Source organism: Ideonella alba (assembly GCF_018069845.1).
Lineage (GTDB): Bacteria > Pseudomonadota > Gammaproteobacteria > Burkholderiales > Burkholderiaceae_C > Ideonella > Ideonella alba.
In genome coordinates, this window is record NZ_JAGQDD010000007.1 from 134,375 (window position 1) to 158,623 (window position 24,249).

The 24,249-nt window shown below is 67.9% G+C and carries 22 protein-coding genes and 2 tRNA genes; 10 read left to right on the forward strand and 14 right to left on the reverse strand.

The window, feature by feature from the left end; all coding sequences use genetic code 11:
* Positions 1-13 precede the first annotated feature (13 nt).
* The 7 genes from KAK03_RS11785 to KAK03_RS11815 form a co-directional block, all read right to left on the reverse strand.
* Positions 14-1,336, reverse strand: a complete 1,323-nt coding sequence (locus tag KAK03_RS11785; protein WP_210854153.1) for a cell wall hydrolase — start codon at positions 1,334-1,336, stop codon at positions 14-16.
* Positions 1,329-2,870: a hypothetical protein gene (locus tag KAK03_RS11790; protein WP_210854154.1), complete on the reverse strand. Its 1,542-nt coding sequence runs from the start codon at positions 2,868-2,870 to the stop codon at positions 1,329-1,331. The genes KAK03_RS11785 and KAK03_RS11790 overlap by 8 nt, the downstream gene beginning before the upstream one ends.
* 296 nt (positions 2,871-3,166) lie before the next feature.
* Positions 3,167-3,757, reverse strand: a complete 591-nt coding sequence (locus KAK03_RS11795) for a hypothetical protein (RefSeq protein WP_210854155.1) — start codon at positions 3,755-3,757, stop codon at positions 3,167-3,169.
* A gap of 106 nt (positions 3,758-3,863) precedes the next feature.
* Entirely contained in the window at positions 3,864-4,244 is a 381-nt protein-coding gene (locus KAK03_RS11800) for a hypothetical protein (RefSeq protein WP_210854156.1), read from the reverse strand.
* A gap of 97 nt (positions 4,245-4,341) precedes the next feature.
* On the reverse strand, positions 4,342-4,713 hold the full coding sequence (locus KAK03_RS11805) for a hypothetical protein (RefSeq protein ID WP_210854157.1): 372 nt from the start codon (positions 4,711-4,713) through the stop codon (positions 4,342-4,344).
* Positions 4,714-4,803: 90 nt separating this feature from the next.
* Positions 4,804-4,971, reverse strand: a complete 168-nt coding sequence (locus KAK03_RS11810) for a hypothetical protein (RefSeq protein WP_210854158.1) — start codon at positions 4,969-4,971, stop codon at positions 4,804-4,806.
* Between the two features lie 109 nt (positions 4,972-5,080).
* Positions 5,081-5,557, reverse strand: coding sequence for a hypothetical protein (locus KAK03_RS11815; RefSeq protein ID WP_210854159.1), 477 nt, complete (start codon positions 5,555-5,557; stop codon positions 5,081-5,083).
* A gap of 168 nt (positions 5,558-5,725) precedes the next feature.
* Between KAK03_RS11815 and KAK03_RS11820 the strand changes: the two genes are divergently transcribed.
* Both KAK03_RS11820 and KAK03_RS11825 read left to right on the forward strand, forming a co-directional pair.
* The gene (locus KAK03_RS11820) at positions 5,726-5,977 is read left to right on the forward strand and encodes a helix-turn-helix domain-containing protein (protein ID WP_247661102.1); all 252 of its coding nucleotides are present in this window, start codon (positions 5,726-5,728) and stop codon (positions 5,975-5,977) included.
* Positions 5,978-6,155: 178 nt separating this feature from the next.
* Positions 6,156-8,612: a hypothetical protein gene (locus KAK03_RS11825; protein WP_310738569.1), complete on the forward strand. Its 2,457-nt coding sequence runs from the start codon at positions 6,156-6,158 to the stop codon at positions 8,610-8,612.
* 269 nt (positions 8,613-8,881) lie between these two features.
* On the opposite strand, the gene KAK03_RS11830 is transcribed toward KAK03_RS11825, so the two are convergent.
* The 4 genes from KAK03_RS11830 to hrcA form a co-directional block, all read right to left on the reverse strand.
* Positions 8,882-9,745: a KilA-N domain-containing protein gene (locus tag KAK03_RS11830; protein ID WP_247661103.1), complete on the reverse strand. Its 864-nt coding sequence runs from the start codon at positions 9,743-9,745 to the stop codon at positions 8,882-8,884.
* A gap of 360 nt (positions 9,746-10,105) precedes the next feature.
* Complete coding sequence (locus KAK03_RS11835; protein WP_210854160.1) at positions 10,106-11,347, reverse strand: DUF6161 domain-containing protein; 1,242 nt, start codon at positions 11,345-11,347, stop codon at positions 10,106-10,108.
* A gap of 70 nt (positions 11,348-11,417) precedes the next feature.
* Positions 11,418-11,494, reverse strand: a tRNA-Ile gene (locus KAK03_RS11840).
* A 46-nt stretch (positions 11,495-11,540) separates the two neighbouring features.
* Positions 11,541-12,572 (reverse strand): heat-inducible transcriptional repressor HrcA, encoded by a 1,032-nt coding sequence (hrcA, locus tag KAK03_RS11845; RefSeq protein WP_210854161.1) that lies wholly within the window; start codon positions 12,570-12,572, stop codon positions 11,541-11,543.
* 72 nt (positions 12,573-12,644) lie between these two features.
* On the opposite strand from hrcA, the gene KAK03_RS11850 reads away from it, so the two are divergent.
* The 4 genes from KAK03_RS11850 to KAK03_RS11865 are packed head-to-tail and all read left to right on the forward strand — an operon-like array spanning position 12,645 to position 16,824.
* Positions 12,645-13,520: an NAD kinase gene (locus tag KAK03_RS11850; protein ID WP_210854162.1), complete on the forward strand. Its 876-nt coding sequence runs from the start codon at positions 12,645-12,647 to the stop codon at positions 13,518-13,520.
* 21 nt (positions 13,521-13,541) lie between these two features.
* On the forward strand, positions 13,542-15,209 hold the full coding sequence (recN, locus tag KAK03_RS11855) for a DNA repair protein RecN (RefSeq protein WP_210854163.1): 1,668 nt from the start codon (positions 13,542-13,544) through the stop codon (positions 15,207-15,209).
* Positions 15,206-16,189 carry an RNase adapter RapZ gene (rapZ, locus tag KAK03_RS11860; protein ID WP_210854164.1) on the forward strand — a complete coding sequence of 328 codons (984 nt, stop codon included), beginning with the start codon at positions 15,206-15,208 and terminating at the stop codon, positions 16,187-16,189. The genes recN and rapZ overlap by 4 nt, the downstream gene beginning before the upstream one ends.
* Positions 16,186-16,824: an LON peptidase substrate-binding domain-containing protein gene (locus tag KAK03_RS11865; protein ID WP_310738571.1), complete on the forward strand. Its 639-nt coding sequence runs from the start codon at positions 16,186-16,188 to the stop codon at positions 16,822-16,824. The genes rapZ and KAK03_RS11865 overlap by 4 nt, the downstream gene beginning before the upstream one ends.
* On the opposite strand, the gene mutY is transcribed toward KAK03_RS11865, so the two are convergent.
* From mutY to mutM, 3 genes are read right to left on the reverse strand one after another with little or no spacing between them, the layout of a single operon-like run.
* Positions 16,802-17,854, reverse strand: a complete 1,053-nt coding sequence (gene mutY / locus KAK03_RS11870; RefSeq protein WP_310738572.1) for an A/G-specific adenine glycosylase — start codon at positions 17,852-17,854, stop codon at positions 16,802-16,804. The genes KAK03_RS11865 and mutY overlap by 23 nt on opposite strands.
* The gene (locus tag KAK03_RS11875) at positions 17,851-19,896 is read right to left on the reverse strand and encodes a dynamin family protein (protein WP_310738573.1); all 2,046 of its coding nucleotides are present in this window, start codon (positions 19,894-19,896) and stop codon (positions 17,851-17,853) included. The genes mutY and KAK03_RS11875 overlap by 4 nt, the downstream gene beginning before the upstream one ends.
* Positions 19,897-19,914: 18 nt before the next feature.
* Positions 19,915-20,754 carry a bifunctional DNA-formamidopyrimidine glycosylase/DNA-(apurinic or apyrimidinic site) lyase gene (gene mutM, locus KAK03_RS11880; protein WP_210854165.1) on the reverse strand — a complete coding sequence of 280 codons (840 nt, stop codon included), beginning with the start codon at positions 20,752-20,754 and terminating at the stop codon, positions 19,915-19,917.
* A 69-nt stretch (positions 20,755-20,823) separates the two neighbouring features.
* On the opposite strand from mutM, the gene KAK03_RS11885 reads away from it, so the two are divergent.
* The 4 genes from KAK03_RS11885 to KAK03_RS11900 all read left to right on the forward strand — a co-directional run bounded on the left by KAK03_RS11885 (position 20,824) and on the right by KAK03_RS11900 (position 24,214).
* Entirely contained in the window at positions 20,824-22,641 is a 1,818-nt protein-coding gene (locus KAK03_RS11885) for a tetratricopeptide repeat protein (protein ID WP_210854166.1), read from the forward strand.
* Entirely contained in the window at positions 22,638-23,174 is a 537-nt protein-coding gene (locus KAK03_RS25400) for a lipoprotein insertase outer membrane protein LolB (protein WP_210854167.1), read from the forward strand. The genes KAK03_RS11885 and KAK03_RS25400 overlap by 4 nt, the downstream gene beginning before the upstream one ends.
* A gap of 6 nt (positions 23,175-23,180) precedes the next feature.
* Positions 23,181-24,092 carry a 4-(cytidine 5'-diphospho)-2-C-methyl-D-erythritol kinase gene (gene ispE, locus KAK03_RS11895; protein ID WP_210854168.1) on the forward strand — a complete coding sequence of 304 codons (912 nt, stop codon included), beginning with the start codon at positions 23,181-23,183 and terminating at the stop codon, positions 24,090-24,092.
* A gap of 45 nt (positions 24,093-24,137) precedes the next feature.
* A tRNA-Gln gene (locus KAK03_RS11900) sits at positions 24,138-24,214 on the forward strand.
* Positions 24,215-24,249 lie beyond the last annotated feature (35 nt).

A 24,249-nucleotide genomic window follows, 5' to 3' on the forward strand; every position in this document is an offset into this window, starting at 1 on the left:
GCGACTCCGCGATTCAGGGAACGTTTCGGTAGAACAGGTGCTGCCCGATGGTCACGGTGTGTTCCCCAGCCGGCGCCCAAAACGGGAGAACACCCTTCGCGTGGTAGTGCGTGGCGCCGTGGGTGGGGTCTGCAGACGGATCGGCCACACGGGCGGCTCTGACCTGGGCGACTGCGGCCTGGGCGAGCACGAACGCCGGGTCGCTGTTGTCGACCGTCAGGCACAAGCGCCGGTTGGGATCCTTGGCATTCCAGCAACTGAATTGCGCCGGCTGCAGGCAGATGGCTGCCAATCCACCCTTTCCGCGCCAACGGCGATCGGCTTGTCTGTTGAAGATCACATGCGCAACAGCCTCCATGCCTGTCGTTCCCTGGTTGCGCGCCTCGCCCCACAGCGTCCGTGCGACCGTGTCGTCATCGCCTAGGTTAGGCAACACCGGTGCTGGTGTCGACACGGTCGTCCCCAAGGCCAGGGCACCCAAGCTGCTGCGTGTCACCACGTCGGCTTCGGCCCAGTCAAGGACGCGAGCGATGGGCGTGCCCACGCCATTGCCCGCCGCACCAGCCGGCGCTGCGCCCAGGTGCACTCCGATGAGTTGTTCCTCGTCGTCCCACAGCGGCGCCCCCGAGTCACCCGGCACGCTGCTGCCATCCAGTTGGTAGCAGAGTGCGTTGTTCATCGTGTACTGCTGCGGGCCAGCCTGCACAAGGGTGGTCAACGGCCACTGCAACTCACCACCGATACGGTGATGACGGGTCAGCAGCGTCACGGGGCTGAAGACCGGGACATCGCGTCTGGCCGCTCGGGGCCAGTCGAGCCGGTCGGCCAGCAGATCAATCGCGTTGGCTGGCAGCGTGACCAGCGCAGCGTCCAGGTCCACCGACAAGCCGACGCCGACGTCAGGCAGCCAGTCGTAAAGCTGGCCGCTGACCACGGGCTGAGCGGCGTCGGCCGGATGCACCACCACGGCGTCGCCGAAGCGACCGTGGTTCAGCACATGGCCCGCGGTGAGGCCCAAGAGGGTGTCGGGGCTGTCTCGACTGCGCAGCACAGCGGCCAGCGTGCCACTGCCCATCGGGCTCGAAGGCGACGCCTCGATCCGCATCCAGGCCTGGGCGCGCATCGGTTGGGGGGCCGCAAACCAGGCCAGCGGCACCGGGCAGCCATTGACCATCAGCCGGCGAGGCAGGCGCCGCCGCGAGCGCTGCAGGGGATCAAAGCCCAGCGCCAGACATTCACCCTGCGCCTGCACCCAGCGCAGGCCGCAGCGGCCCACCCCGGCAGACAGGCGCTGATAGGCGACGATGACCGCCTGACGGATGGTGGTGTCATCCATGGCAGCCTCCTCCCATGATGAAGGCCAGATCCGCCGGGCTCAAGGCGGTGACGTCTGGCGAACCCTGCTGCAGTGGCCCACGCAGACAGGCCTCCAGCGCCGGGCGCAGTGCCTTGTCATTGGGTACTTCGCCCAATCCCAGGGCCTTGCCCAGCGCCTTGACGTCCAGACTGACGACGGGCACCTTCGCTGCCGCTGCGGACGCCTCGCCATCCACCTTGATCTGCACTTCGCGGCTGAGGCGCTGGGCGCCATCGCTGAATCGCAGCACCGCCACCGCTCCCTGCGAGGCTGTGGCCGAGACCTTGAACACGAAGCTGCCATCCAGTTGCCGGCTGAGCGAGCCCACGGAAGCCCCAGAGCTCAGCACGGCCTGCGGCGTGCCTGCGCCACCGCTGACCTGGAAGGGCTGCGACTCGCCTGCTGACAGGCTGAGCATGTCGGCGTCAGGCACCAATTGAAGTTGACCCGCCACGTTGCCCTGGCTGCAGCGGTCCAACTCCGCTTTGGATTGGCGCAGTCTGGTGTTGAGGTACGCGGCCTGAAGTCTCAAGTCGCGAGCCTGCTGCTCGGCCATCTCGACAACCACCTGTACACGCTCGATCAGAGCCGCATCATCTTCGGTCAGCGGCCGCTCGGACGACTCCCGCCGGACCACCTCGGTCCGACCAGCACCACTGCCATGCGCCTGGGTAGTGGCGGGTGCTGCTGATGTCGTGTCGGTTGTCGGTGCGCCAGTCGGCGAGCTGGCCTGCAACGATGGCGCGCCTCCCAGGGTAGCCGCCACCGGGCGCATCCCTTGGGCCAGCGCCAGGATGCTCTTGGCATCCGGCTCCACCTTTGCCAGTTCAAGACCCACGTGGATCTGCAGCTGCTCGGTGTACCTCCACAGGCGCGGGCCCGCATCGGCAAACCCAGCCGGCAATTGGGCGGCCTCATGCGCCGCCGAACTCAGACGCGACTGTGCGCGGGCCACCTCCTGGTTCAGCGCGACCAAGGCCCGCGGTGCTTGCAGCGTACGCGCCGAAGAAGGACGTCCGCCGCACTTTCTGTTGAAGCTGGCCCGGGCCAGTTCGCACCGGACTTGCACGTCCTTGATGTCATTGCGGCAGACCGGAGCCGCCTTGTCGCCGCAGCTCCCCGCCTGCGCCGCCTGGTACTCTGTCGTCTCCAGGGTGAGCGCGCGCAACTGAGCCTTCTGCCAATTCAAGTCATCCATGAGCGACTGCACTGGGCGCAGCGCTCGGTCCAGCTTGGCGCTCTCGTTCTCGTCCATCGTCTGCAAGCGCGCAGCACGCAGTCCGCAGCTGAGCGCCTCGGCTCCGGCCAGATAGATCTGCTGGCGCTGCTGCGACGGCGTGCTGCTGGCATGGGCGTAGAGATTGGCCCCGACCAGGCTGGTTCCGATCAGCTCGCGGCTGTCGGGCCGTGTCGCGGCACGGAACAGGCCCAGCGTCGTGACCCCGAGCATGGCCACTCGATTGGCGTTGTCCACCTCGGTCTGGCTGCGGCTGGCCTCCAGCAGCAAGGACATCAGGCACTCGGCCTCCTCGGTGGCCTGCTGCAGCGTCGGATGAGTCAGCGTGGCGTGCCTCTGTGTGCACCTGGGCGGCGGCGCCACAGGAACACCGTCCTGTAGTGGCTGGCTGATGTAGCGCGGCGAAAAGACTCTGGGCGGCTGCAGCGTGCATCCGCCCAGGGCCGAGAGGGTCGCCAAGGCCATGTACCTCACCCATCCAGACACAGGCATTGCGCGCTCCTTGGTCTATGGGCCGCATTGTTCGGCGTTACCCGCGGGCCGTCGTCCACAAGCTTGTGGACTGCGGTGCCTCAAGGCCTTGGGTGCGGCAGGGCCTCGTCGACCGGGCCGATATCCGTCGGGGCGTCCTCACCCCCGGCAATCCCCCGCATCGTCTCGGCGCCCTCCCCCGTCTCGGGGTCCACGGCGCGACGCACCCGGGCCTCGAACAGGCGCGGGTCCGCGGCCTGGTAGTTCCTCGGACGGGTGGGATGAGGAATCACCGCCTCCTCGTGGCGCAGCGCGGCCATCAGGAAGCTGTGGCTGTTGCTGGACCTTCCCAGGTACAGCGGCCGGAACGCGGTGGAGCTGATGCCCTCGCGGTGCGCCGGCAGGTTCAGCACCCGCAGCACGTCGTCCACGCTCACCCACTGGTCGCAGAACATGCCGGCGCCGCTGTTGCGGGCCACGCGCATCACCGCCGAGCCGTCAAGTCGCACGCCCAACTCGTAGGTGATGCGGCAGCTGCGGGCCAGCGAGTCGCACTCGATCGTCTCCAGCACCCGGACCTGATCGATCGCGGGGCTCGGCTCGGGCGTCGGCTCGGTCGTCGGTTCGGCCAGCGGTTCGGTCTTCGGCTCGGTCGGCGGCGCGACCCTCTTCGTCTTCGCGGTCTTCTTCATCGATCTCTCCTTCAGGTTGTTGATCAGTCGACGGACACATGAAGGACAAGCTCCCCACGGGAACTTCTCCATGTCAGATACGTCGTTTTCCTCACTTCTTCGGGGGCTACTCGGGGGTGTCCCGATCGGCGTCCGGACGGACCAGCGCCGCCGTCCCGCCCAGGGCCCGCAGCGCCGCCGCCAGGTCGGCCCAGGAAGGCCCCGAGTCGGCCCACGGGGACGCCCCGGCGGTCAGGCCTATGCCGGCGCCCTGCCCCGCCCCGACGCGCGCCGGTAGGACGCCGTACGAGGCCGGCGATCGACGAAGCAGCAGCAGGGCGACGGAGGCGAACTCGGCGCACTCGCGGGTCATGCCGCCGTCGAACTCCAGGATCGCGGCGCGCTCCTCGTATTCCTCCCGAACGTGCTCGGGCATGTCGCGAGTCAGCTCGTCGATCAGGTAGCGGTCGCCGGAACCGGCGGGGCGCTCGGTGGTGTGTCGATTCACGTTGGGTCTCCGATATGAAGAAGGGCCACCTGGTCGGCGGCCCCTCGGGGTGATGTGGGATGGATGAACGGGGATGGGCTCGGCGAATGGGCTCCGCTCACGTCGCGTCTCCCGACGGGACTACGTGCGGCACTCCGACCAGCGAGCGCACCTCGCACCATCGGGGCAGAGCGAACACCTCATGCGGAACGAACACGGACGCGCCGGCCCCGTCGTCGCTCAGCACGTAGACCAGCTCCAGGTGGTCGCCGACGATCTCCGAGGCGTCCGGGGCGATCAGGTGGACCTCCCGGCCCAACTCATCCGACAGGTCCGACGGGGCGTCGCCGGGCTCGATCAGGATGAAGCGCACCAGCTCCGAGAAGTCGTCGACGAACTCCTCGGCCTCGACGGCCCGCAGCAGCAGCGTCGCGCGAAGCGACGGCGGGTGGACTTGCTCGATCCGGTCGCGCGATTGAATCACCTGCATGGATGGATCCTCCAAATGAAAAGACCCCCGGGGATTTCTCCGCGGGGGTCGGTGGTGGTGGATGTGACGGGGGGCGTCGTCGAGGTCGCGTCACGGTCGCCTCCCGCGACGGACGACGAACCACGCGATCAGGGCCGCGAGGATCAGCGCCAGGACGACCAGGCCGACCTTGGCCAGGGCGAACGCGGCGGACAGTGCGCCGAGACGCAGCAGGACCGCGGCGGCGCCGACGATCAGAACGAAGACGAGGAAGGGCATGGGCGGGGAATCTCCTTTGAGGTCGGTGGGTGGATGAAAAGAAAACCCCCGGTGGTGAGCCGGGGGTTGCGGGGTGATCAGACCCAATGGGCTGCGCGCACGGAACCGATCACGAGGGACTGTCGGAACTGAAGGAAGCTCTCGCCGGGATCCCGCCCGCGGCGGCGTCGTAGAAGAACTTCAGGAAGGAACCGTCGCGACAGTTCCACGCGAGAGCCACGGTGCCTTCGGTCCAGTAGTCCCAGCGCGCGTCTCGTTGGCACACTTGGTCGATGTCACGCTCAAGGAGCTTGATGTCGCCGGGGCCTCGCGGGGCCTCCGCCATTTCCACGACGACTGAAGAACCGTCGCCCGTGGCCTGTCGACTGAAGGCCAACTTCCGCATCTGCCGACCGAAGACGGTGCCCTTCCAGTTGAGGTTCACGCAGGTGAACTCGGTGTCGGCTTCCTTCCTGCAAGTGAAGCCCGCCTTCTCCAGATCTGCCCTCGTGGAGCCGTAGGGGACATCGGCGAAGCTGCCATTGGCCTTCTGACCGCACCCGGAAAGTGCGGCAACGAGAGCGACGGCGATGACGGTGTATTTCATGAATGGATCTACCTCTCTGATGGTTGATTGCGAAACGGAACGAGTGGTGTGTCGTCGGATGACCTCCGGGGGTGTCGAGGGTTGGTGGGACGGATGACGTTTGCCGTACATATGCGGAACTTATGACCAGAGCCGGCCGCACTCTCGCTCGATCTTTCGGGCGAGAAATTGGAACCAGATCAGGCATTCGGGCAGGCGCTGCGGCACCTGCGCACGCGACGCAAGTGGACGCAGGTCGAGTTGGCGCTGCGGGCCGACGTCGACCGCAACTACATCTCGCTCATCGAGTTGGGGCGCAACAGTCCCAGCGTCCGGATGGTGTTCAGGCTGTGTGAGGCCCTGGACGTGTCACCGGCGGACCTGATGCGTGACGTGGAGCGGCGCATGAACGCGCGGCCGCTGGGGCCGAGCGGCAACTGAGGCAAGCCACACCAGTTCTTTCGTAGGGCATGTCAAGGCTCCCCTGCTGCCCAGATGTGTAGCCCGCTGCCACGAGCAACCTCGCAACGCAGCTCCCGCGCCAGCAGTCGATGACACTGCTCCTGCTTCAAGCGCGTCCAGCGACCACCCGAGGGAGAAGTCGTTTCAGGCACGCTTGGTGTCGATCAACCTGTACCATCGTGGTATCCGGAGGAATTTCAGAGTGGCTACTCTTTACGAAGCGCTGAAGCAGGTTAAGACGGAAGAAGACGTCAAGGACGCATACATCAAGGCGCTGGGACTAAAGGCGCACACAAAGGGCCTCATCGATATCCAGACCGACGAGGTCTGGTTCGAAGCGAAGCATACGGGGAAGCATAGCACCTACGCTCAATTCACGCAGTTGCTGCACTACGTTCAAGTAGCCATCAATAATGGCGAGAAGCTACCGGCGTTCCTTGCGGTCATCGATACTGAAAAGGCCGCCATTATGAAGACGGCGGACGTAGTTCCGTTCCTTGCAAAAAAGACTGTTAAGTGGGGAAAATCAGCAAGCCAGTACACACAGGACGCTCTGGAGGCCATCTCAGCGCACATCGGCACATACTTCGTTAGTTTCAGAATTGCGACCCACGAAAAGGAGTTCATTGAAACTCTCAAGGCGGCAATAAAGTCCGGTGATATCATCCGGATTCAAATTACCCCTGCAAATCTGAAGCAAGTCTATGACAAATGGGTAGCGATGATTGGCCGGGAAATCAAGGATGCGAAGGAGGAAGATTACGCTCTCTTGTTCTACGCCGACGTGATGAACGATGGAAAAGTCGAAACCTACCACGGACTACCCGCACGCCTAGCCTGGATCAGCAACGCCCCGGCTTTTATCCTTAACGGTGTCGTCTTCGAATTGGGCAATAAGGAAGGCTACCGACGCTTTTGGGCCATCTACCATCGCCCGCCAGAGGCAGAACACCGTGACTATCTGCTTGAGCGCCGCGACAGTCTCATCCCGCTCGACGAGCGCATGTTCAAGGGCGCTTATTACACGCCGCTCAGCGTTGTTGACAAGGCCTACGATAAGCTGAGCGAATTGCTCGGCGCCAACTGGCAGAAGGAGTACCTTGTTTGGGACATGTGCTGCGGCGTTGGCAACCTAGAGGTAAAGCACTCGAACCATCGGCGCATCTTCATGAGTACGTTGGACGAACCCGACCTACGCATGATGCAGACCACGAAGACCTGCGCGGCAGCGGTACGTTTTCAGTACGACTATCTCAACGACGACCTTGCGGAGGACGGGTCGATTGATTACACGTTAACCAATAAGGTTCCGCACGCGCTTCGCCAAGCCATTGCTGACGGCAAGAAGATTCTGGCCCTCATCAACCCGCCTTATGCCGAGTCCACGAACGCGGACAACACGATGGGCGATGGTGGGGGAGACTCCAAAAAAGAGGTCGCCAGTACGATGATGGGCAAATCAATGGCGGGCTATGGCTACGCAGCACGTGAGTTGTATATCCAGTTCTTGGTACGCATCGCGCGCGAAATGCCGAACGCAACCGTAGCCTGTTTCAGCAAGATGAAGCACATCAACGCTCCTAACTTCGCCCCGTTCCGCGAGCGCTGGAACGGCAAATACCTGGGTGGCTTTGTCGTGCACAGCAAGGCGTTCGAAGGCTTGGCAGGCAACTTTCCAATAGGATTTCTGCTGTGGAAGCTTGAGCCTCAAATCAAGCCCGTGCCAAGGTTCGTGGAGATCGCGACGGATGTCATCGACAAAAACGCTAGGCCGATAGGGACCAAGACCTTTTACGCCCTGCCGTCCTCCCGCCTGCTAGGTGAGTGGATTAAACGGGTATCACCTAACGACGAGGACGCGCTGCCGCTTGGCCATGCGTTCTGGCCCGCTAAGGGCACTAAGGACGTGCGGGGCAAGAAATGGGCGGACGACGCCATAGGCGGCATGATTTGCAAGGGCTCGGACCTCCAGAACGCTCCAGATTCAACGGCTTTCCTGTCTTCTCCATACTGCAGCGCCGGAGGCCTGTACGTTACGCGGCAGAACATCGATCAGGCGGGGGTCGTCTTCGCAGTACGTCGCGTCATGCCTAAGCGCTGGGTGCACGATCGAGATCAATTCTTGGCGCCGCTTGGCCCGCTGCCTCAGGAGTTCATCGACGATTGCTTGGTCTGGGCACTATTTGACATTCGCAATTACAGCGCGAGCGCAAACGGGTTGCAGTGGAACGGCCGAAGCTGGAATCTAGTGAATCACTTCGTTCCGTACACAGAAGACCAAGTTGGTGCTTCGGAACGCTTCGAGAGCGACTTCATGTCACAACACCTCGCGACAAAGGCGTTGTCGCCAGCAGCGCAGTCGTTGCTTGAGGAAGGACGAAAGCTCTGGAGTGCGTATTTCGAGCACATTGACCCCCACACAGTCCGCGCAGAGTGGCACCTTGAGCGCCCGGATGTTGGGTGGTATCAGGTGCGAAACGTGCTAAAGATTCGGAACGCCTCAGGCGACTACGCTCCAATTAGCTTCGACGCCTTCGAAAAGGCACACGATTCGCTCGGCGAAAAGATCCGCCCCGATGTCTATGCTCATGGCTTCCTGATGAGGTCCGATTAAAAATATTGACCTGAAAGTCCGCCTTGAGCAGAGTAACCCGAGCGCAGATTCTACAGTCCGTCAAATCGCAGGTTCCTCAATACATTGGACGATCAACAAATGGAGACATCCTGATTGCACTGATGCGGCTTACAAACCGCAGGCGCCTCTTTGAATCACTTATCACTCAGAGGCCCGGATCCGCTGCGTTACGGACGATAAAATCTCAGCTCTTGAATATATGCAAGGTCCGACTGAGGGGTGGGTAGACCATCGCTGGAAGTATCGACCTATTTATTCAGCATAGCAGTGCTGGCCGCCTTCCCTCCTGTAGTTTGAAAGGCGATCTTCAGAATTTTGTCGAGCGCGATCAGCGCCGCCGGGTCACGCTGCCTGAAGTAGTCTTCAGCGCGGGTGGGCATCCAAACATTACTTATAAATGCCCGAAAAGCGCCTAGGTGCTCTACAGGGTAGAGTTTCGCAGGTACGCGCCGCCCGTCAGGATACTGATGCTCATATGTTGGGAGCGAGTCCGTGTCCAGCCCAAGCTGCTCCCGTGCCCACTTGCAGAACATTCGGCCTTGGCTGATGTCAGGCACCAGCCGCTCCGGTAGCGTATACCCGCTTAGCTCCATCGGAGCAATAAGGTAGTTGGTCATCTCCTGAAGAATCGAGAAGTGAGTATGCGGAATCTTGGCAGCATTCGCCATGTGGCGTTTGATGTGGTACGGCAGCTCCGCACCTCGACCTCTTGACCCGCTGAGCCAGTCATAGACCCACTCAGAGACAAGAACCGCAAAGTCCGCGGACAGCCATTGAGCCAGGTGGATCGCGACCTTTGGATGGACCCAGACACTCTCGGGCCTCCCGGGCGTTAGGTCAGCCTGCGCGAGGTCTTCGACCGCCACGCCTTGCTTCTTAGCCAGGGCGCGAAGAAAGTTGCCTGTGGCCTCTTGGCCTACGTACTGGTGCCAGCGCTTCTTTGCGGCTGAGCACAGATCTGTGGCATTCACATAGCCATCGCTGGCTCTTTGATGCACGAAGGAACTGGCAACCTGATGCGCGATCAGTTCCAGGCTGTATTGGTGGTTGGACGACAGCGCCACACTAAAGCTCCAGGGTGTTTCGCGGTTAGGCTTCATCTTGGCCGCCATTCCGCGGATGACCGAACGAGAGGAGCGTCGGTGCCGAAAGAGGTCCGGAGCGCGCTTGCGGGCTGTTCGTGAGCCCCACTAGATAAGTAATTATACCTATAAACTGGATGGATGAACAGCTCTAGTCAGGCCCGCGTCAGTTCAGTCAAGCGCCGCTCCAGTCGCGCCCAAGGCGGGGCCTGCCGCACTCTCTCGACCACGAAGAGTCAAGGAGACGGCGCGAGGCGTGCATGGGTGACGGGCTCACAAGCAATGCCGGCGCGGCGGCCTCAGACACCAGCGAGCCCGACCGAGCCTCCCAGCGTCAACAGGATGAGGGCCGCTTTCTCCAAACATCCAAAGCCGGCAGCGGTCTGTACGTCAGGGCTTTGGCTGCCGGCTGAGGAACTCCAGGGCAGACGGCGGAATACCTTCGTCCTTGACGATGCCGTCGGAAGTCGGGCGGAATAATGCCTGCAGAATAAGTTTCCTATCCTCGCCGCTGTCCAAGCGGTCACCTTCCAGAAGCGACAAGTAGGTTTGGGTCATCACGACCCGCTCGGCCGCATCCGTCGCCAGGTGCAGGTGACTCAGGAACATGCGCACAAATAGCCGCAATGCCCAGATGGTGAAGAGGCCAATGATCAAGACCATGCCGACGCGCCAAGTTTCGGGCGCTCCGTTCGGGACTGTTGATCGCAGCGTGTCGTGGACCAGCCATGCCATTCCTATGGCCGCAGCCACGAGTCCAGTAAAGGACACAAACCCGGTGATCCAACCGAAGAACACGTGCTGACTGCGCTTCGCCTCCCAATAGGTCACAGGAGCCTTCATCGAGAGGTCCTCGCGAAAGGTCCGCCGCAGGCTCTCCATTTCTTTCTTGTGAGCAGCCAGCTGTGCCTCGAAATCGCTCTGGCGCTCTGTCTGCGCGTCGTCGTACCCAGCCTTCTGCTGCCGGTCCGCGGCTTCGATGCTCGCGGCTAGTTCACTGTACTCGCGGTGCAACTTGTCATAGGCAAGGGTCTTCTCGTCGAGCATGCCCTGAGCACGAACACGCAATTCTTCGAACACCTCCTCAGAGGAAGCCCGTCTGGCTTCTGGGGAGCTATCAAGCAAACCCCAGCGCTCGATCACGCCCTCCACCATGCCGCGCCACGCCATCAGCAACTGCGGTTGAAAGTGGTGCCCATTCGGTGGCGGCACGAACACAGCCGCAAAGAAGCTTGCGGCGTGATCACCAGCTGCTTGCCTATACAGCTCTATGCGTTTGGCGGTCGGTGTCGTACTGTGAGGCAACTGGCACTGAAAGAAGGCAGCCCTCAAGCGCTCAGAGGACTGCGCCACCTCGTGCCGATAGTGATTGGGGTCTAATTCCCTAAACTGAGAGGCTTGTCCGGCCGCTGACCTGGCCAAGTCCAGTTGACTGAGCGCCTGCCTCAACCCCTGGTCATGGTTGCCGCCTACCTGGGTACCTACGACCCAGGACCAAAAGTTGATCTCTTGGTTGATCCAGTTATGTATCTCCTCTAGGCTCGACGGCGCAAAGAGCCCACCGTTTTCCTTGAGGTCCAATACGAACAGCGGTTCGGGACGCGGCTCCACTCCTGAGGTCTGCGCGCTCATCGGATCTCCCCTTGCTCTCACACCGTCAAAATGCCCACCCTAATCTCGTCGCATCCCGCGCCGATGGGGGTGGTAGGCCGCCGGGGGCTCGAACCCCGGACCAAAGGATTATGAGTCCTCTGCTCTAACCGACTGAGCTAGCGGCCCGAAGGGGGCGATTGTAGGCAGGGGAACGGGCTGCTTCCGACACCGCTCAACGCGGCGCCGACAAGGCGTTGCTGACCAGCTTGGACGTGATGTCCACGATCTGGATCATGCGGTCGTAGGCCATGCGGGTGGGGCCGATGACGCCCAGGGTGCCGACGATGCGGCCGTCCACCTCGTAGGGGGCCGAGACGACCGAGAGTTCCTCGAAGGGGACGATGCGGCTTTCGCCGCCGATGAAGATGCGCACGCCCTCGGCGCGGCTGGAGGTGTCGAGCAGTCGCATCAGCTGGGTCTTCTGCTCGAACAGGTCGAACATCTTGCGCAAGCTGCCCATGTCGTTGCCGAAGTCCTGCACGCCCAGCAGGTTGCGCTCGCCGCTGACCACCACCTGCTCCTGGGTCTCGGCGATGGCGTCGGTGCCGGCCTGCACCGCGGCCTGCATCAGCGTGGCGATCTCGCCGCGCAGTTGGTCGATCTCGCTCTTCAGGCGGGCGCGCACTTCGTCGATCGCCAGACCGGCGTAGTGGGCGTTCAGGTAGTTGGTGGCCTCGACCAATTCGCTTTGCGTGTGGTCGTGGGCGGTGAAGATGACGCGGTTCTGCACGTCGCCATCGGGCGCCACCATGATGACCAGCACGCGCCGCTCGCCCAGGCGCAGGAACTCGATGTGGTGGAAGACGCTGCTCTTCTTGGGCGCGGTCACCACGCCCACGAAGCTGGACAGGCTGGACAGCAGGTGCGCCGCCTGGGCGATCACGCGCTGGGGCTGGTCGGGGTGCAGCTGGTCGCGCGCGGCGGCCATGTCGGGGGAGGCCTGGTCCAGTTGCAGCGGCTGGACCGTCAGCATGGTGTCGACGAACAGCCGGTAGCCGCGGGCGGTGGGCACGCGGCCGGCGGAGGTGTGGGGGCTGACGATCAGGCCCATGTCCTCCAGGTCGGCCATCACGTTGCGGATGGTGGCCGGCGACAGCTCCAGCCCCGAGGCCTTGGACAGCGTGCGCGAGCCCACCGGCTGGCCGTCGGCAATGTAGCGTTCGACCAGGGTTTTCAGCAGGGAACGGGCGCGCTCGTCGAGCATGCTTTTCATTGTACGGACATGGGCACCGGGGCCCCGTTGCGCCAAGGGCCCTGTGGTGTAATTCCCCACACCATGACCGTGCGTTTCCGCCATGCCGCGCTGATCGGCAAGTACCAGGCCCAGGGCATCCGGCCGATGCTGGAACGCATCGCCGAATTCCTGTCGCGCCGCGGGCTGGAAGTGTCGGTCGACCGCGATACCGCCTTCAACACCAGCTGGAACGACTACGGCGCGCTCACGCCCGAGCAGATCGGCGCCGCCTGTGACCTGGCGGTGGTGGTGGGCGGCGACGGCACGATGCTGGGCATTGCCCGCGAGCTGGCGGCCTACAACCTGCCGCTGGTGGGCATCAACCAGGGCCGGCTGGGCTTCATCACCGACGTGCGCGCCACCGACTGGGAAGATGCCCTGGGCCCCATCGTGGAAGGCGACTACGAGGAAGAGCGCCGCTCGATGATCGAAGGCGGCATCTGGCGCGACGACGAGCAGATCTTCCAGGGCCTGGCGCTGAACGACGTGGTGGTGGGCCGCGGCGCCTTTGCCAGCATGGTGGAGCTGCGGGTGGACATTGGCGGCGAATTTGTCGCCAACATGCGCGCCGATGGCCTGATCCTGGCCTCGCCCACCGGCTCCACCGCCTATGCGCTGTCGGCCGGCGGGCCGATCATCCACCCGGCGATTGGCGGCTGGGTGCTGGTGCCGATTGCCTCGCACACGCTGTCGAACCGGCCCATCGTGCTGCCCGATTCGCAGGAGGTGGAAATCACCATCGTCAACGGCCGCGACACCAGCGCCAGCTTTGACACCCAGCGCCTGGCCAGCCTGCTGCACGGCGACCAGGTGCGGGTGCGGCGCTCGGCGCAGTCGGTGCGCTTTCTGCATCCGCGCGGCTGGAGCTATTACGCCACGCTGCGCCGCAAGCTGCGCTGGTACGAGGGGGTGGTCTAGCCACCAATCCCAGAGGGCCACATGCTCAAGCATCTGACACTCAAGGACTTCGTCATCGTCGACGCGCTGGACCTGGATTTCGGCGCGGGCTTTGGTGTGCTCACCGGCGAGACCGGTGCCGGCAAGTCCATCTTGGTGGACGCGCTGCAGCTGGCGCTGGGCGCGCGCGCCGAGGCGCTGGTGGTGCGTGAAGGCGCCGCCCGCGCCGAGATCACCGCCACCTTTGACAGCCCGGCGTCGCTGGCCGGTTGGCTGGACGAGGCCGGCTTCGAAGGCGGCGACGAACTGCTGCTGCGCCGCATCGTCGATGCCCAGGGCAAGAGCCGCGCCTTCATCAACGGCAGCCCGGCCACCGTGGCCCAATTGCGCGAGGCGGCCGACCACCTGGTGGACATCCACGGCCAGCATGCCTGGCAGGGCCTGACCCGGCCGGCCGCGGTGCGCGCGCTGCTGGACGAGCAGGCCGGCGTAGACACCCGCGCCATGACCCAGGCCTTCAGCCACTGGCGCGCCGCCGCGCAGGCGCTGGCCGAAGCCCGCACCCGCCAGAACGAGCTGGCCAGCGAGCGCGAGCGCCTGCAGTGGCAGATCGGCGAGTTGGAGCGCCTGGCCCCCGGCGCCGACGAATGGCCCGAGCTGAACGCCGAACACCAGCGGCTGGCCCACGGCCAGGCGCTGATCGACGCGGTGGGCCGCGCCGCCGCCCACCTGGACGACGACGAGGCCAGCGCCAGCCACCTGACCGCCCGCGCCCTCGACGCGCTGGACGACGTGGCCGAGTTCGACGCCCGGCTGGCGCCCGCGCTGGCCGCGCTGCGCGACGCGCAGGCGCAGATCGACGACGCCGCGCACACGCTGCGCGCCTACCTGTCGCGCGCCGAACTCGACCCGGCCCGCCTGGGTGAACTGGACGCCCGCCTCTCGGCCTGGATGAGCCTGGCGCGCCGCTACCGCCGTCCGCCCGAGGAACTGCCGGCGCTGCTGGCCGAGTGGCAGGCCGCGCTGCGCACGCTGGACGAGGCCGCCGACCTGGACGGCCTGCAGGCCCGCACCGACGCCGCCGAAGCCGCCTGGCGCACCGAGGCCAGGAAGATCAGCCGCGCCCGCCAGAAGGCCGCCGGCCCGCTGGCCGAACGCGTGACCGAGGCGATGCAGCAGCTGGGCATGGCCGGCGGCCGCTTCGAGGTGGCGCTGCTGCCCCAGGACGAGCCGCAGGCCTTCGGCCTGGAAAGCGTGGAGTTGCGCGTGGCCGGCCACGCCGGCAGCGCACCGCGCGCGCTGGCCAAGGTGGCCTCAGGCGGCGAGCTCTCACGCCTGGCGCTGGCGATTGCGGTGACCACGGTGCAGGCCCAGGCCAGTGGCCCGGCCACGCTGATCTTTGACGAGATCGATTCGGGCGTCGGCGGCACCGTGGCCGACACCGTGGGCCGGCTGATGAAGCGCCTGGGCCAGCGCGCCCAGGTGCTGGCCGTGACCCACCTGCCCCAGGTGGCCGCCTGCGCCGACCGCCACTATGTGGTGGCCAAGGCCGAGCAGGCGGGCCGCACGCTCAGCCGCGTCACCCCGGTGGCCGGCGAGGCCCGGGTGGCCGAGGTGGCCCGCATGCTGGGCGGCGAGCGCGCCGCCGGCACCAGCCTGGCGCACGCGCTGGAGCTGATCCGCCAGGGCGCTGACGGGCCTGTCGCATGACGGACGACGGCGTCCAAGGCTCAGGCGGGCCGAGCGCCGGGCCGCTCCCAAGCCGGCCCGCCATCCCCTCGGGGGATCGGCCGACGTACCCGTCGGGCGAGGGGCCAACATGCACGCGCGAGGTGGTGCTGGTCACCGGCACCGCCGGCTCGGGCAAGTCGGTGGCGCTGCATGCGCTGGAGGACGCGGGCTTCTTTTGCGTGGACAACCTGCCGCCCGAGCTGCTGCGCGACTTCATCCGCGTGGAATCCGAGCACGGCGTGCGGCGCATGGCGATCGCGGTGGATGTGCGCACCGCCGGTTCGCTGCCGCACCTGGGGCCGGTGCTGGACCAGCTGCGCGCCGAAGGCGTGGTGGTGCGCAGCCTGTTCCTGGACGCCACCACCACCCAGCTGGTGACGCGCTTCTCCGAAACCCGCCGCCCGCACCCCTTGAGCAAGCCGGTGATCGACGGCGACGCCCACCGCGCGCTGTTCGAGGCGATCGAGCTGGAGCGCACGCTGCTGGCCGAGCTGCGCGAGCGCTCCACCGTGCTGGACACCTCCAAGCTGCGTCCGGCCCAGTTGCGCAGCTGGGTGCGTGACCTGGTGGGCGCCGAAGGCAGCCGGCTGACGCTGGTCTTCGAGTCCTTCGCCTTCAAGCGCGGCGTGCCGCTGGACGCCGACCTGGTGTACGACGTGCGCGTGCTGCCCAACCCCTTCTACATCCGCGAGCTGCGCGTGCAGACCGGCCTGGACGCGCCGGTGGCCGACTACCTGCAGGCCCAGCCCGAGGTGGGGCAGATGCTGGACATGATCGACGGCTTCGTGCGGCACTGGCTGCCCTCGTTCGAGCACGACCAGCGCAGCTACCTGACGGTGGCCATCGGCTGCACCGGTGGCCAGCACCGCTCGGTCTACATCGTCGAGCAGCTGGCGCGGCGCTTTGCCGGCCGCGTGGCCACGCTGCGCCGCCACCGCGAGCTGGCGCCCGCCGCGTGAACGATCTGCCGCAGTCCCTGCCGCTGTTTCCGCTGCAGGCGGTGCTGTTCCCCGGCGGCGCGCTGGCGCTGAAGGTGTTCGAGGCGCGCTACCTGGACCTGATCGGCCGCTGCCTGCGCGAGAACAGCCCCTTCGGCGTGGTCTGCCTGACCCAGGGCACCGAGGTGCGCCTGCCGGGCCAGGACGAGGCCGTGCGCTTTGAATCGCTGGGCACGCTGGCGCTGCTGCGCGACGTGGACGCCGAGCGCCCCGGGCTGCTGCGCATCCGCTGCGAGGGCGGGCGGCGCTTTCGCTTCGGCCGCGTCAGCCCGCAGGCGCTGGGCCTGTGGCAGGCCGAAGACCTGCAATGGCTGCCCGAGGACCCGCCGCTGCCGCCCGGCCCGGCGCTGCAGGGCGCGGCCGACGCGCTGACGCGCGCCCTGCCCGCGATCACCGCGCGCGACCCGCACTGGCTGGCCGGCGCCGCGCGTCCGGACGATGCCGGCTGGGTGGCGCACCGCTGGTGCGAGCTGCTGCCCATCTCCTTGCAGGCCCGGCAGCGCCTGCTGGCGCTGGACGACCCGCTGGCCCGGCTGCAGGTGGTGCACGCCTTCCTGCTGCAGCAGGGGCTGATCAGCGCCGCAGCAGGCGGCTGAGCGGCGCCGGCAGCCCCACCGCGTCCAGCTCGGCCGGGGCCAGCCAGCGGCCACCGGGCCAGCGCTGCTGCAACTGCTCGACCGAAGGCGCTTCGCCCGTGAAGCGGAACTGCCAGGGCGTGATGACCATGTCACGGTGGGTGAGCACATGGGTGAAGGTCTCACCCGGCGTGGCGGTGCCGGTCCAGCCCTGAACCGCGGCCTGCGCGTCGGCGGCATCGGCGCATTCGGGCAGGCTCCACAGCCCGGCCCAGACGCCGCGCGCCGGCCGCGGCAGCAGCCAGTGGGCGCCGTCGGCGCGGCGCAGCCACAGCCAGGTCAGCGCCACCCGGCTGCGCTTGAGCTTTCGGGTCTTGCGCGGGAACTCGGCGGTGCGGTCCTCGGCCCGGGCGCGGCAATGGGCGTGCAGCGGGCAATCGGCGCAGCGCGGCTGGCGCTGGCTGCACAGCGTGGCGCCCAGGTCCATCAGGCCCTGGGTGTAGGCCGGCATGTCGGCGGCCTGTGTGGGCAGCAGGTCCTGGGCCTGGGCCCACAGCGCGCGCTCCACGCGGGTCTCGGCCAGGTCGCCCTCGAAGGCCAGCACGCGGGTCAGCACGCGCTTCACATTGCCGTCCAGGATGGGGACCCGCTCGTCCCAGCAGAAGGCGGCGATGGCGGCAGCGGTGCTGCGGCCGATGCCGGGCAGGTCCTGCAGCGCCTGGGCGCTGCGCGGAAAGGCGCCGCCATGCTGCGCCACCACCTGCTGCGCGCAGCGGTGCAGGTGGCGGGCGCGGCTGTAGTAGCCCAGGCCGGCCCACAGCGTCAGCACGTCATCTTGCGGCGCGGCGGCCAGCGCGGCCACGTCCGGGAAGCGCTGCAGGAAGCGCTCGTAGTAGCCCAGCACGGTGCTGACCTGGGTCTGCTGCAGCATGATTTCCGAGAGCCACACGCGGTACGGGTCGCGCGTGCCCTGCCAGGGCAGCGCATGGCGGCCATGCTGGCGTTGCCAGGCCACCAGCGGGGTGGCGATGTCGGGCAGCGGGGCGCTCACGCGCGGCGCGAGGGGGCCATCGCGCCGTCGCTGCGCACCAGCGTCAGCGGGCTGCGGCCGGTGGCCGAGGGCAGCGCGGCCGGGCCGCGCTCGGCGCGCTGGCGCACCGCGGTGCCCAGGTCATAGGCCTGGTCGACCTGGGCCAGCAGACGCTGGTCCTGGGCCTCGACCTCGGCCAGGCGGCGTTCCAGCTCGCCGGTGGCCTGCAGGATGCGCTCCAGCGCCTCGGCGCGGCGCTTGAAGCTGCGCCGGCGTTCGCGGTACTGGCTGTCGATCATCGAGGACGCGGCCTGGTTCCAGGCCTCGACCTCGCCCTGCGCGGTCTCGAAGACGGTGCGCAGCTTGGACACCAGCATGCGCTGCAGCTGCTCATTGAAGCCGTCCTGCGTCATGCGCACGATGCGGGTGACGCCGAAGTAGCGCGCATAGCCGCGCTCGATCAGCTGCAGCTCCTCGCGGAAGGCGGCCAGGTCGGGCGCGGGCTCCAGCGCCAGCGAAAAGCCGAACTCGGCGTTGAGCTGGTGGAACGAGGCCTCGAGCATCTGGCCGATCTCGGTGCAGTCGTGGGCGGCCTTGTCGATGTGGGCCACCAGGCGCTGGCATAACTCGCCGAAGGCGGCGCGCGCGCGCAGGTTGAACCAGCTGCTGCCCAGGGTCTGCTGCAGCGCATGGACCGCCTCGCGCACGCGCTCGGACGACAGCGAGCGCAGCGTGCCGCGCAGCATGCGGGCATGCACCGCGCGCAGCGCCGACAGGCGGGCGGTGCAGCGTTCGAACTCGGCGGTGTCGGCGCGCACCCGGGTGAGCATCTGGTTGACGCGGCCCTGGCTCTTGCCGCGCAGGCCGCGCAGCTCCAGCATCTGCTCGGCGTTGTGGCGGCGCTGGTCGCGCAGGCGGCGCGTGGCATGTTCCAGCAGCGACTGCACGCCGCCGATCACCGTCTTGCCCAGCAGGCGCTGGCGCTGCGGCAGCAGGCTTTGCGTCAGCGCGGCTTCCAGTGCCGGCAGCCGGCTGGCGGACAGGCGGTCGGCGTCGCCCTCCAGGCGGGCGGTCAGGGCCATGCGCGCCGAGACCGGGAACACGCGGTCTCGCTCGATGTGCAGGGTCTCGGCGGTGGTGACGCACTGGCGCTCGATGGCCGCCTCGCGGTCTTGCTCGGTGGCCAGCGGGTCGGCCAGGGTGTCGACCTTGTTGAGCACGACGAAGCAGCTCAGCCCCTGGCCGCCCAGGTGCTGGGTCCAGACGTCCAGGTCGGAGCGGGTGACGCCGGTGTCGGCGCCCAGCACGAACAGCGCCGCATGGGCGCTGGGCAGCAGGCCCAGGGTCAGCTCGGGTTCGGCACCGATGGCGTTCAGGCCCGGGGTGTCGACCACCACCAGACCGCGCTGCAGCAGCGGGTGCGGAAAGTTGATGATCGCGTGGCGCCAGGCGGGCACCTCGACCTGGCCGTTGGCGGCCACCGGCGGGTTGTCGGCACCGATCTCGTCGGACCACAGGCCCAGCGCGCGGGCCTGGTCGATGCTGACCTGGCGGGTGGCGGTGACCTCGACCACGGCGCGCGAGAGCGCGGCCATGTCAGACGGGTCCAGCTGCACGCGGTGCCAGCGCTCGCGCTGGCGGCGCCATTCGGCCAGCGAGCTGCCTTCGCGGCGGGTGTCGATCGGCAGCAGGTCCAGCGTGGGCAGCTCCTGCTCGTCCCAGCTGAGCTCGACCGGGCACATCGTGGTGCGACCCGGCGTGGCCGGCAGCACGCGCTGGCCGGCGTCGGCGAAGAAGATGGCGTTGATCAGCTCGCTCTTGCCGCGCGAGAACTCGGCGACGAAGGCCACCACCAGCTTGTCGGTGGCCAGGCGCTGGCGCAGCGACTGGGCGCTTTGCAGCGCGGCGCTGGACAGCAATTCGCCCTCGACCAGGAAGCGGGTCAGCGCGTCCAGGTCGCGCTCCAACGCGAGGCGCCAGTCGGTCAGGGCATCCAGACCCGGCACCAGCATCGGCTGCAGGGCGGTCGGGTCGGTGTCCAGGGCGGGGTCGCGGGTCTTCACGGTCAGGCGTGGATCGTATCAGCGGCGCTGGCAACCGGGGCAGTAATAGGTGGCGCGCTGGCCTTGCAGCAGCCGGCGTATCGCGTGGCCGCAACGCCGGCAGGCCTCGCCCTCGCGGCCATAGACGCGCACGGCCTGCTGATACTGGCCGACGCTGCCGTGGGCATCGCGGAAATCCTTCAGCGTGGAGCCGCCGGCCTCGATCGCCTCGGCCAGCACCTGGCGCACCGCCGCCAGCAGGCGCGTGGCCCGCAGCGGGCCGATGCGGTGGCAGGGCGTGCGGGGATCGATGCCGGCCTCGAACAGCGCGTCGCTGGCGTAGATGTTGCCCGCGCCCACCACCAGCTCCCCCGACAGCAGCGCCGGCTTGACCGGGGTGCGGCGAGCCTTGAGCGCGGCCAGGAAGCCGGCGTCGGTGAGGCGCTCGTCGAAGGGCTCGGGACCCAGGCCGGCCAGCAGCTTGGCGGCCGGGTCCTGCTGCAGCGACGGCGACCAGACCACGGCGCCGAAGCGCCGCGGATCGGTCATCCGCAGCAGGCCCAGGTCGGTGTGCAGGTCCACGTGGTCATGCACCCCGGCCGAGTTGGCGGCGTGCGCCCCGGTCAGCCAGGCCAGCGAGCCCGACATGCCCAGGTGCCACAGCAGCACCCCCGCGTTGGCACCGCCGGGCCGCGCCAGCGGCATCAGCAGGTACTTGCCGCGCCGGCCCAGCGGGCCGATGCGGCAGCCCGTCAGGGCGTCAGGCGCACAGCCCAGCGGCCAGCGCAGCGGCTTGCCCAGGCGCAGCGCCTGCACCTGCGCCCCTTCAACCGCGGCAATGCTTCGTCGCGTGACCTCGACTTCCGGCAACTCTGGCATGGATGGATTATCCCGGCCGGGCCGGTCTGGCGGGGGGCCCCACTAGAATCAGCCACAGCAGGAGCCCCGATGCCGCGACAGTCCGCCCCCCGTTCGACCGCCCTCGGCGCCCGCACCCCCTGGACGCCGGCGTTGCTGCTGGCCCTGCTGGGCCTGGCGCCGCTGGCCGTGTCGGCGCAGACCGCGCCGGCCGACCCCGCGCCGGCCAGCACCGCCGCCGAGCCGCCGCCCGCGCCCTCGGCGCTGGACGCGCCGATGTTCTACCAGCTGATGGTGGCCGAATTCGAGGCCAACTCGGGCCGGCTGGGCAATGCCTTCGAGGTGATGCTGGATGCGGCCCGGCGCGTCAACGACCCCGAGGTCTTCGAGCGCGCGATCGAGCTGGCCGTGCAGGCCCGCTCGGGCGACCAGGCGCTGCTGGCCGCGCGCGCCTGGCGCCAGGCGCAGCCGCGCTCGGTGGCCGCGGTGCGTGCCCAGGTGCAGATGCTGGCCGCCACCGACCGCGTGGGCGAGCTGGGCGAACCCCTGCGCACCCTGCTGCAACTGACCGAGCCGGCACAGCGCGCCGCCACGATCAGCAGCCTGCCGCGCTTCCTGGAAGGCACCAAGGACCGGGCGCAGATGCTGCAGACCGCCGAGCAGGCGCTGGCCCCCTTCATGGAGGCCAGCGACACCCGCACCGCCGCCCGCGTGGCGCTGGGCCGGGTGGCAATGACCGCCGGCCAGGGGGAGCGTGCGTTCGCGCTGGCCCGCAAGGCCCAGGCCGATGATCCTGCCGCGATGGGCCCGCTGCTGCTGGCCGTGGAGCTGATGCCCACCGTGCCTGCCGCCGAGACCCTGGTGCAGGCCGGGCTGGCCCAGCCCGGCCAGCCGCCGGCGGTGCGCCTGGCCTATGCCCGCTCGCTGGAGCAGCGCCAGCGCCTGGTGGAAGCCGTGCAGCACACCCGCCAGGCCCTGGCCGAGCAGGGCGAGCTGCCGCAGGGCTGGCTCAGCCTGGGCGCGATGCTGCTGGACCTGCACCGCCCGGCCGAGGCCGATCAGGCGCTGCAGCGCGCGTTGCGCGAGCTCGACACCTCGCCCCCCGCCGAGGCCGTGCCGCATGGCGAGGCCACCGAGCGCCTGCGCGACATGACCGCGCAACTGCTGGCCCAGGCGGCGGCCATGCGGGGCGAGTTCCCGGTGGCGCTGGACTGGCTCTCGCGCATCCCGCCCGAGCGGCTCACGCTCAGCGCGCTGACGCGCCAGGCCGAGATCGTCGCCCAGCAGGGCCGGGTGGACGAAGCCCGCCGCCGCGTGCGCGAGGCCCCGGTCAGCGACGAGGCCGACACCCGCGCTCGCCTGCTGGCCGAGCTGCAGGTGCTGCGCGCCGCCCAGCGCTGGACCGAGGCCCATGCGCTGCTGCAGCTGGCCCGCCAGGCCGACCCGGACGACACCACGCTGATGTACGAGCAGGCAATGTCGGCCGAGCGGCTGAACCGCTTCGACGAGATGGAGGCGCTGCTGCGCCGCCTGGCCGCGCTCAAGCCCGACGATGCCCAGGCCTACAACGCGCTGGGCTATTCGCTGGCCGAACGCAACCTCCGCCTGGAAGAGGCCGGCGAGCTGCTGCGCAAGGCCTTGAAGCTGGCGCCGGGCGACCCGTACATCGTCGATAGCCTGGGCTGGTACGAGTACCGCTCGGGCCGCCTGGACGAGGCCGAGCGCCTGCTGCGCCAGGCCTGGACCACCCGCCCCCACCCCGATGTGGCCGCCCACCTGGGCGAGGTGCTGTGGGTGCAGGGCCGGCGCGATGAGGCCCTGGCCGTGTTCCGCGAAGGCCTGGCAGGCGGCCGCAGTGCCGACAGCGTGCGCGCCACGATGGCGCGGCTGAAGGCGCCCGCGCAGTGAAGCGCCGTGCCGCGGGCCGCGCGCTGGTGCTGGCGCTGCTGCCCCCTGCCCTGCTCAGTGGCTGCGCCCACCCCGCGGCGGCGCTCAGCGCACCCAGCCGCAGCGGCCGCCTGCTGCTGCGCGTGGGCCCGGCCGATGCGCCGCCGCTGCGCAGCGTGACGGCCGGCTTCGAATACCAGGGCAACGCCCGCGCCGGCCGGCTGGCGCTGGACGGCCCGCTGGGCGCCCGCCTGGCCGAAGCGCGCTGGGGCGACACCGGCGTGGTCCTGACCGATGCCTCGGGCGATCGCCGCTACGACAGCCTGAGCGCGCTGGCCGCCGAACTGCTGGGCGAGCCGCTGCCGCTGCAGGCCCTGGGCGACTGGCTGCTGGGCCAGCCCTGGCCCGAGGCGCCGGCCGAGCCCACCGCCGTCGGCTTCCTGCAGGCCGGCTGGCAGGTCGACACCCATGCGCTGGTCGACCAGGGCCTGCTGCTGGCCACGCGCGACACGCCGGCGCCGGCGCTGCTGCTGCGCATCGTCCTGGACCGCTGATCTGCCGTGAACACCCTGACCGACCTGCCCGCCCCGGCCAAGCTCAACCTTTTCCTGCATGTGCTGGGCCGCCGCGCCGACGGCTACCACCTGCTGCAGTCGCTGTTCCTGCCGATCGACTGGGCCGACACCCTGCACCTGGAGCGCCGCGCCGATGGCCGCCTGCAGCGCCACGACCTGGGCCCGGCCCTGCCGGCCGACGACCTGTGCCTGCGCGCCGCCCGCGCCTTGCAGCAGGCCAGCGGCACCGCCTGGGGCGTGGACATCTCGATCGACAAGCAGGTGCCCTGGGGCGCGGGCATGGGCGGCGGCAGCTCGGACGCCGCCACCGTGCTGCGCGGCCTGAACGTCCTGTGGGACCTGCACTGGCCGCGCGAGCGCCTGCTGGCGCTGGGCGCCACCCTGGGCGCCGATGTGCCCTTCTTCCTGGGCGCCGGCCCGGCCTGGGTGGAGGGCATCGGCGAGCAGCTCACGCCGGTGGCCTGGCCGTCGCAGCGCTTTGCGGTGGTGAAACCGCCGGTCGCACTGCCCACGGCGCAGATTTTTTCCAGCCCACTGCTGACAAGAGACACCAGACCTGCTACAGTAGCGGGCTTACTTGCTGATGCAGCAGATCTTTCAAAACTGATGGCGGCGCAAGCCACCGGAGGGGCCTGGAAGAACGATTTGCAACCCGCCGCCGAAGCGATCTGCCCGGAGGTGTCGGAAGCGATCAGCTGGCTGACGCGGCATTTCGGTCACGGCCGGATGACGGGTTCAGGCAGCGCGGCATTTGCAGGTATCGACAACGGTACTGGCGCGCCATCTCTGGCGACCATGCCCGAGGGACCAGACCCGTTCGCGGAGCTGCCCGAAGGCTGGGTGGGGCGCCTGTGCCGCAGCCTCGAGCGTCATCCCCTGGAGGACCTCGCCGGCTGAAAGCCATGGTTGTCGGGTCGGGCCTTTCGGGGCGCGGTCCTGTGTAGGGGAGTCGCCAAGTTGGTCAAGGCATCGGATTTTGATTCCGACATGCGAGGGTTCGAGTCCTTCCTCCCCTGCCAAATCTCTTCAGAGTCCTGACCGCGCCTGCAAGTCA

Excerpts from the sequence above, each read along its gene's own strand:
- KAK03_RS11785 (WP_210854153.1), bottom strand. The coding sequence starts at position 1,336 with ATGGATGACACCACCATCCGTCAGGCGGTCATCGTCGCCTATCAGCGC.
- KAK03_RS11790 (WP_210854154.1), bottom strand. The coding sequence starts at position 2,870 with ATGTCCTTGCTGCTGGAGGCCAGCCGCAGCCAGACCGAGGTGGACAAC.
- KAK03_RS11795 (WP_210854155.1), bottom strand. The coding sequence starts at position 3,757 with ATGAAGAAGACCGCGAAGACGAAGAGGGTCGCGCCGCCGACCGAGCCG.
- KAK03_RS11805 (WP_210854157.1), bottom strand. The coding sequence starts at position 4,713 with ATGCAGGTGATTCAATCGCGCGACCGGATCGAGCAAGTCCACCCGCCG.
- KAK03_RS11810 (WP_210854158.1), bottom strand. The coding sequence starts at position 4,971 with ATGCCCTTCCTCGTCTTCGTTCTGATCGTCGGCGCCGCCGCGGTCCTG.
- KAK03_RS11815 (WP_210854159.1), bottom strand. The coding sequence starts at position 5,557 with ATGAAATACACCGTCATCGCCGTCGCTCTCGTTGCCGCACTTTCCGGG.
- KAK03_RS11830 (WP_247661103.1), bottom strand. The coding sequence starts at position 9,745 with ATGGCGGCCAAGATGAAGCCTAACCGCGAAACACCCTGGAGCTTTAGT.
- KAK03_RS11835 (WP_210854160.1), bottom strand. The coding sequence starts at position 11,347 with ATGAGCGCGCAGACCTCAGGAGTGGAGCCGCGTCCCGAACCGCTGTTC.
- hrcA (WP_210854161.1), bottom strand. The coding sequence starts at position 12,572 with ATGCTCGACGAGCGCGCCCGTTCCCTGCTGAAAACCCTGGTCGAACGC.
- KAK03_RS11850 (WP_210854162.1), top strand. The coding sequence starts at position 12,645 with ATGACCGTGCGTTTCCGCCATGCCGCGCTGATCGGCAAGTACCAGGCC.
- recN (WP_210854163.1), top strand. The coding sequence starts at position 13,542 with ATGCTCAAGCATCTGACACTCAAGGACTTCGTCATCGTCGACGCGCTG.
- rapZ (WP_210854164.1), top strand. The coding sequence starts at position 15,206 with ATGACGGACGACGGCGTCCAAGGCTCAGGCGGGCCGAGCGCCGGGCCG.
- mutM (WP_210854165.1), bottom strand. The coding sequence starts at position 20,754 with ATGCCAGAGTTGCCGGAAGTCGAGGTCACGCGACGAAGCATTGCCGCG.
- KAK03_RS11885 (WP_210854166.1), top strand. The coding sequence starts at position 20,824 with ATGCCGCGACAGTCCGCCCCCCGTTCGACCGCCCTCGGCGCCCGCACC.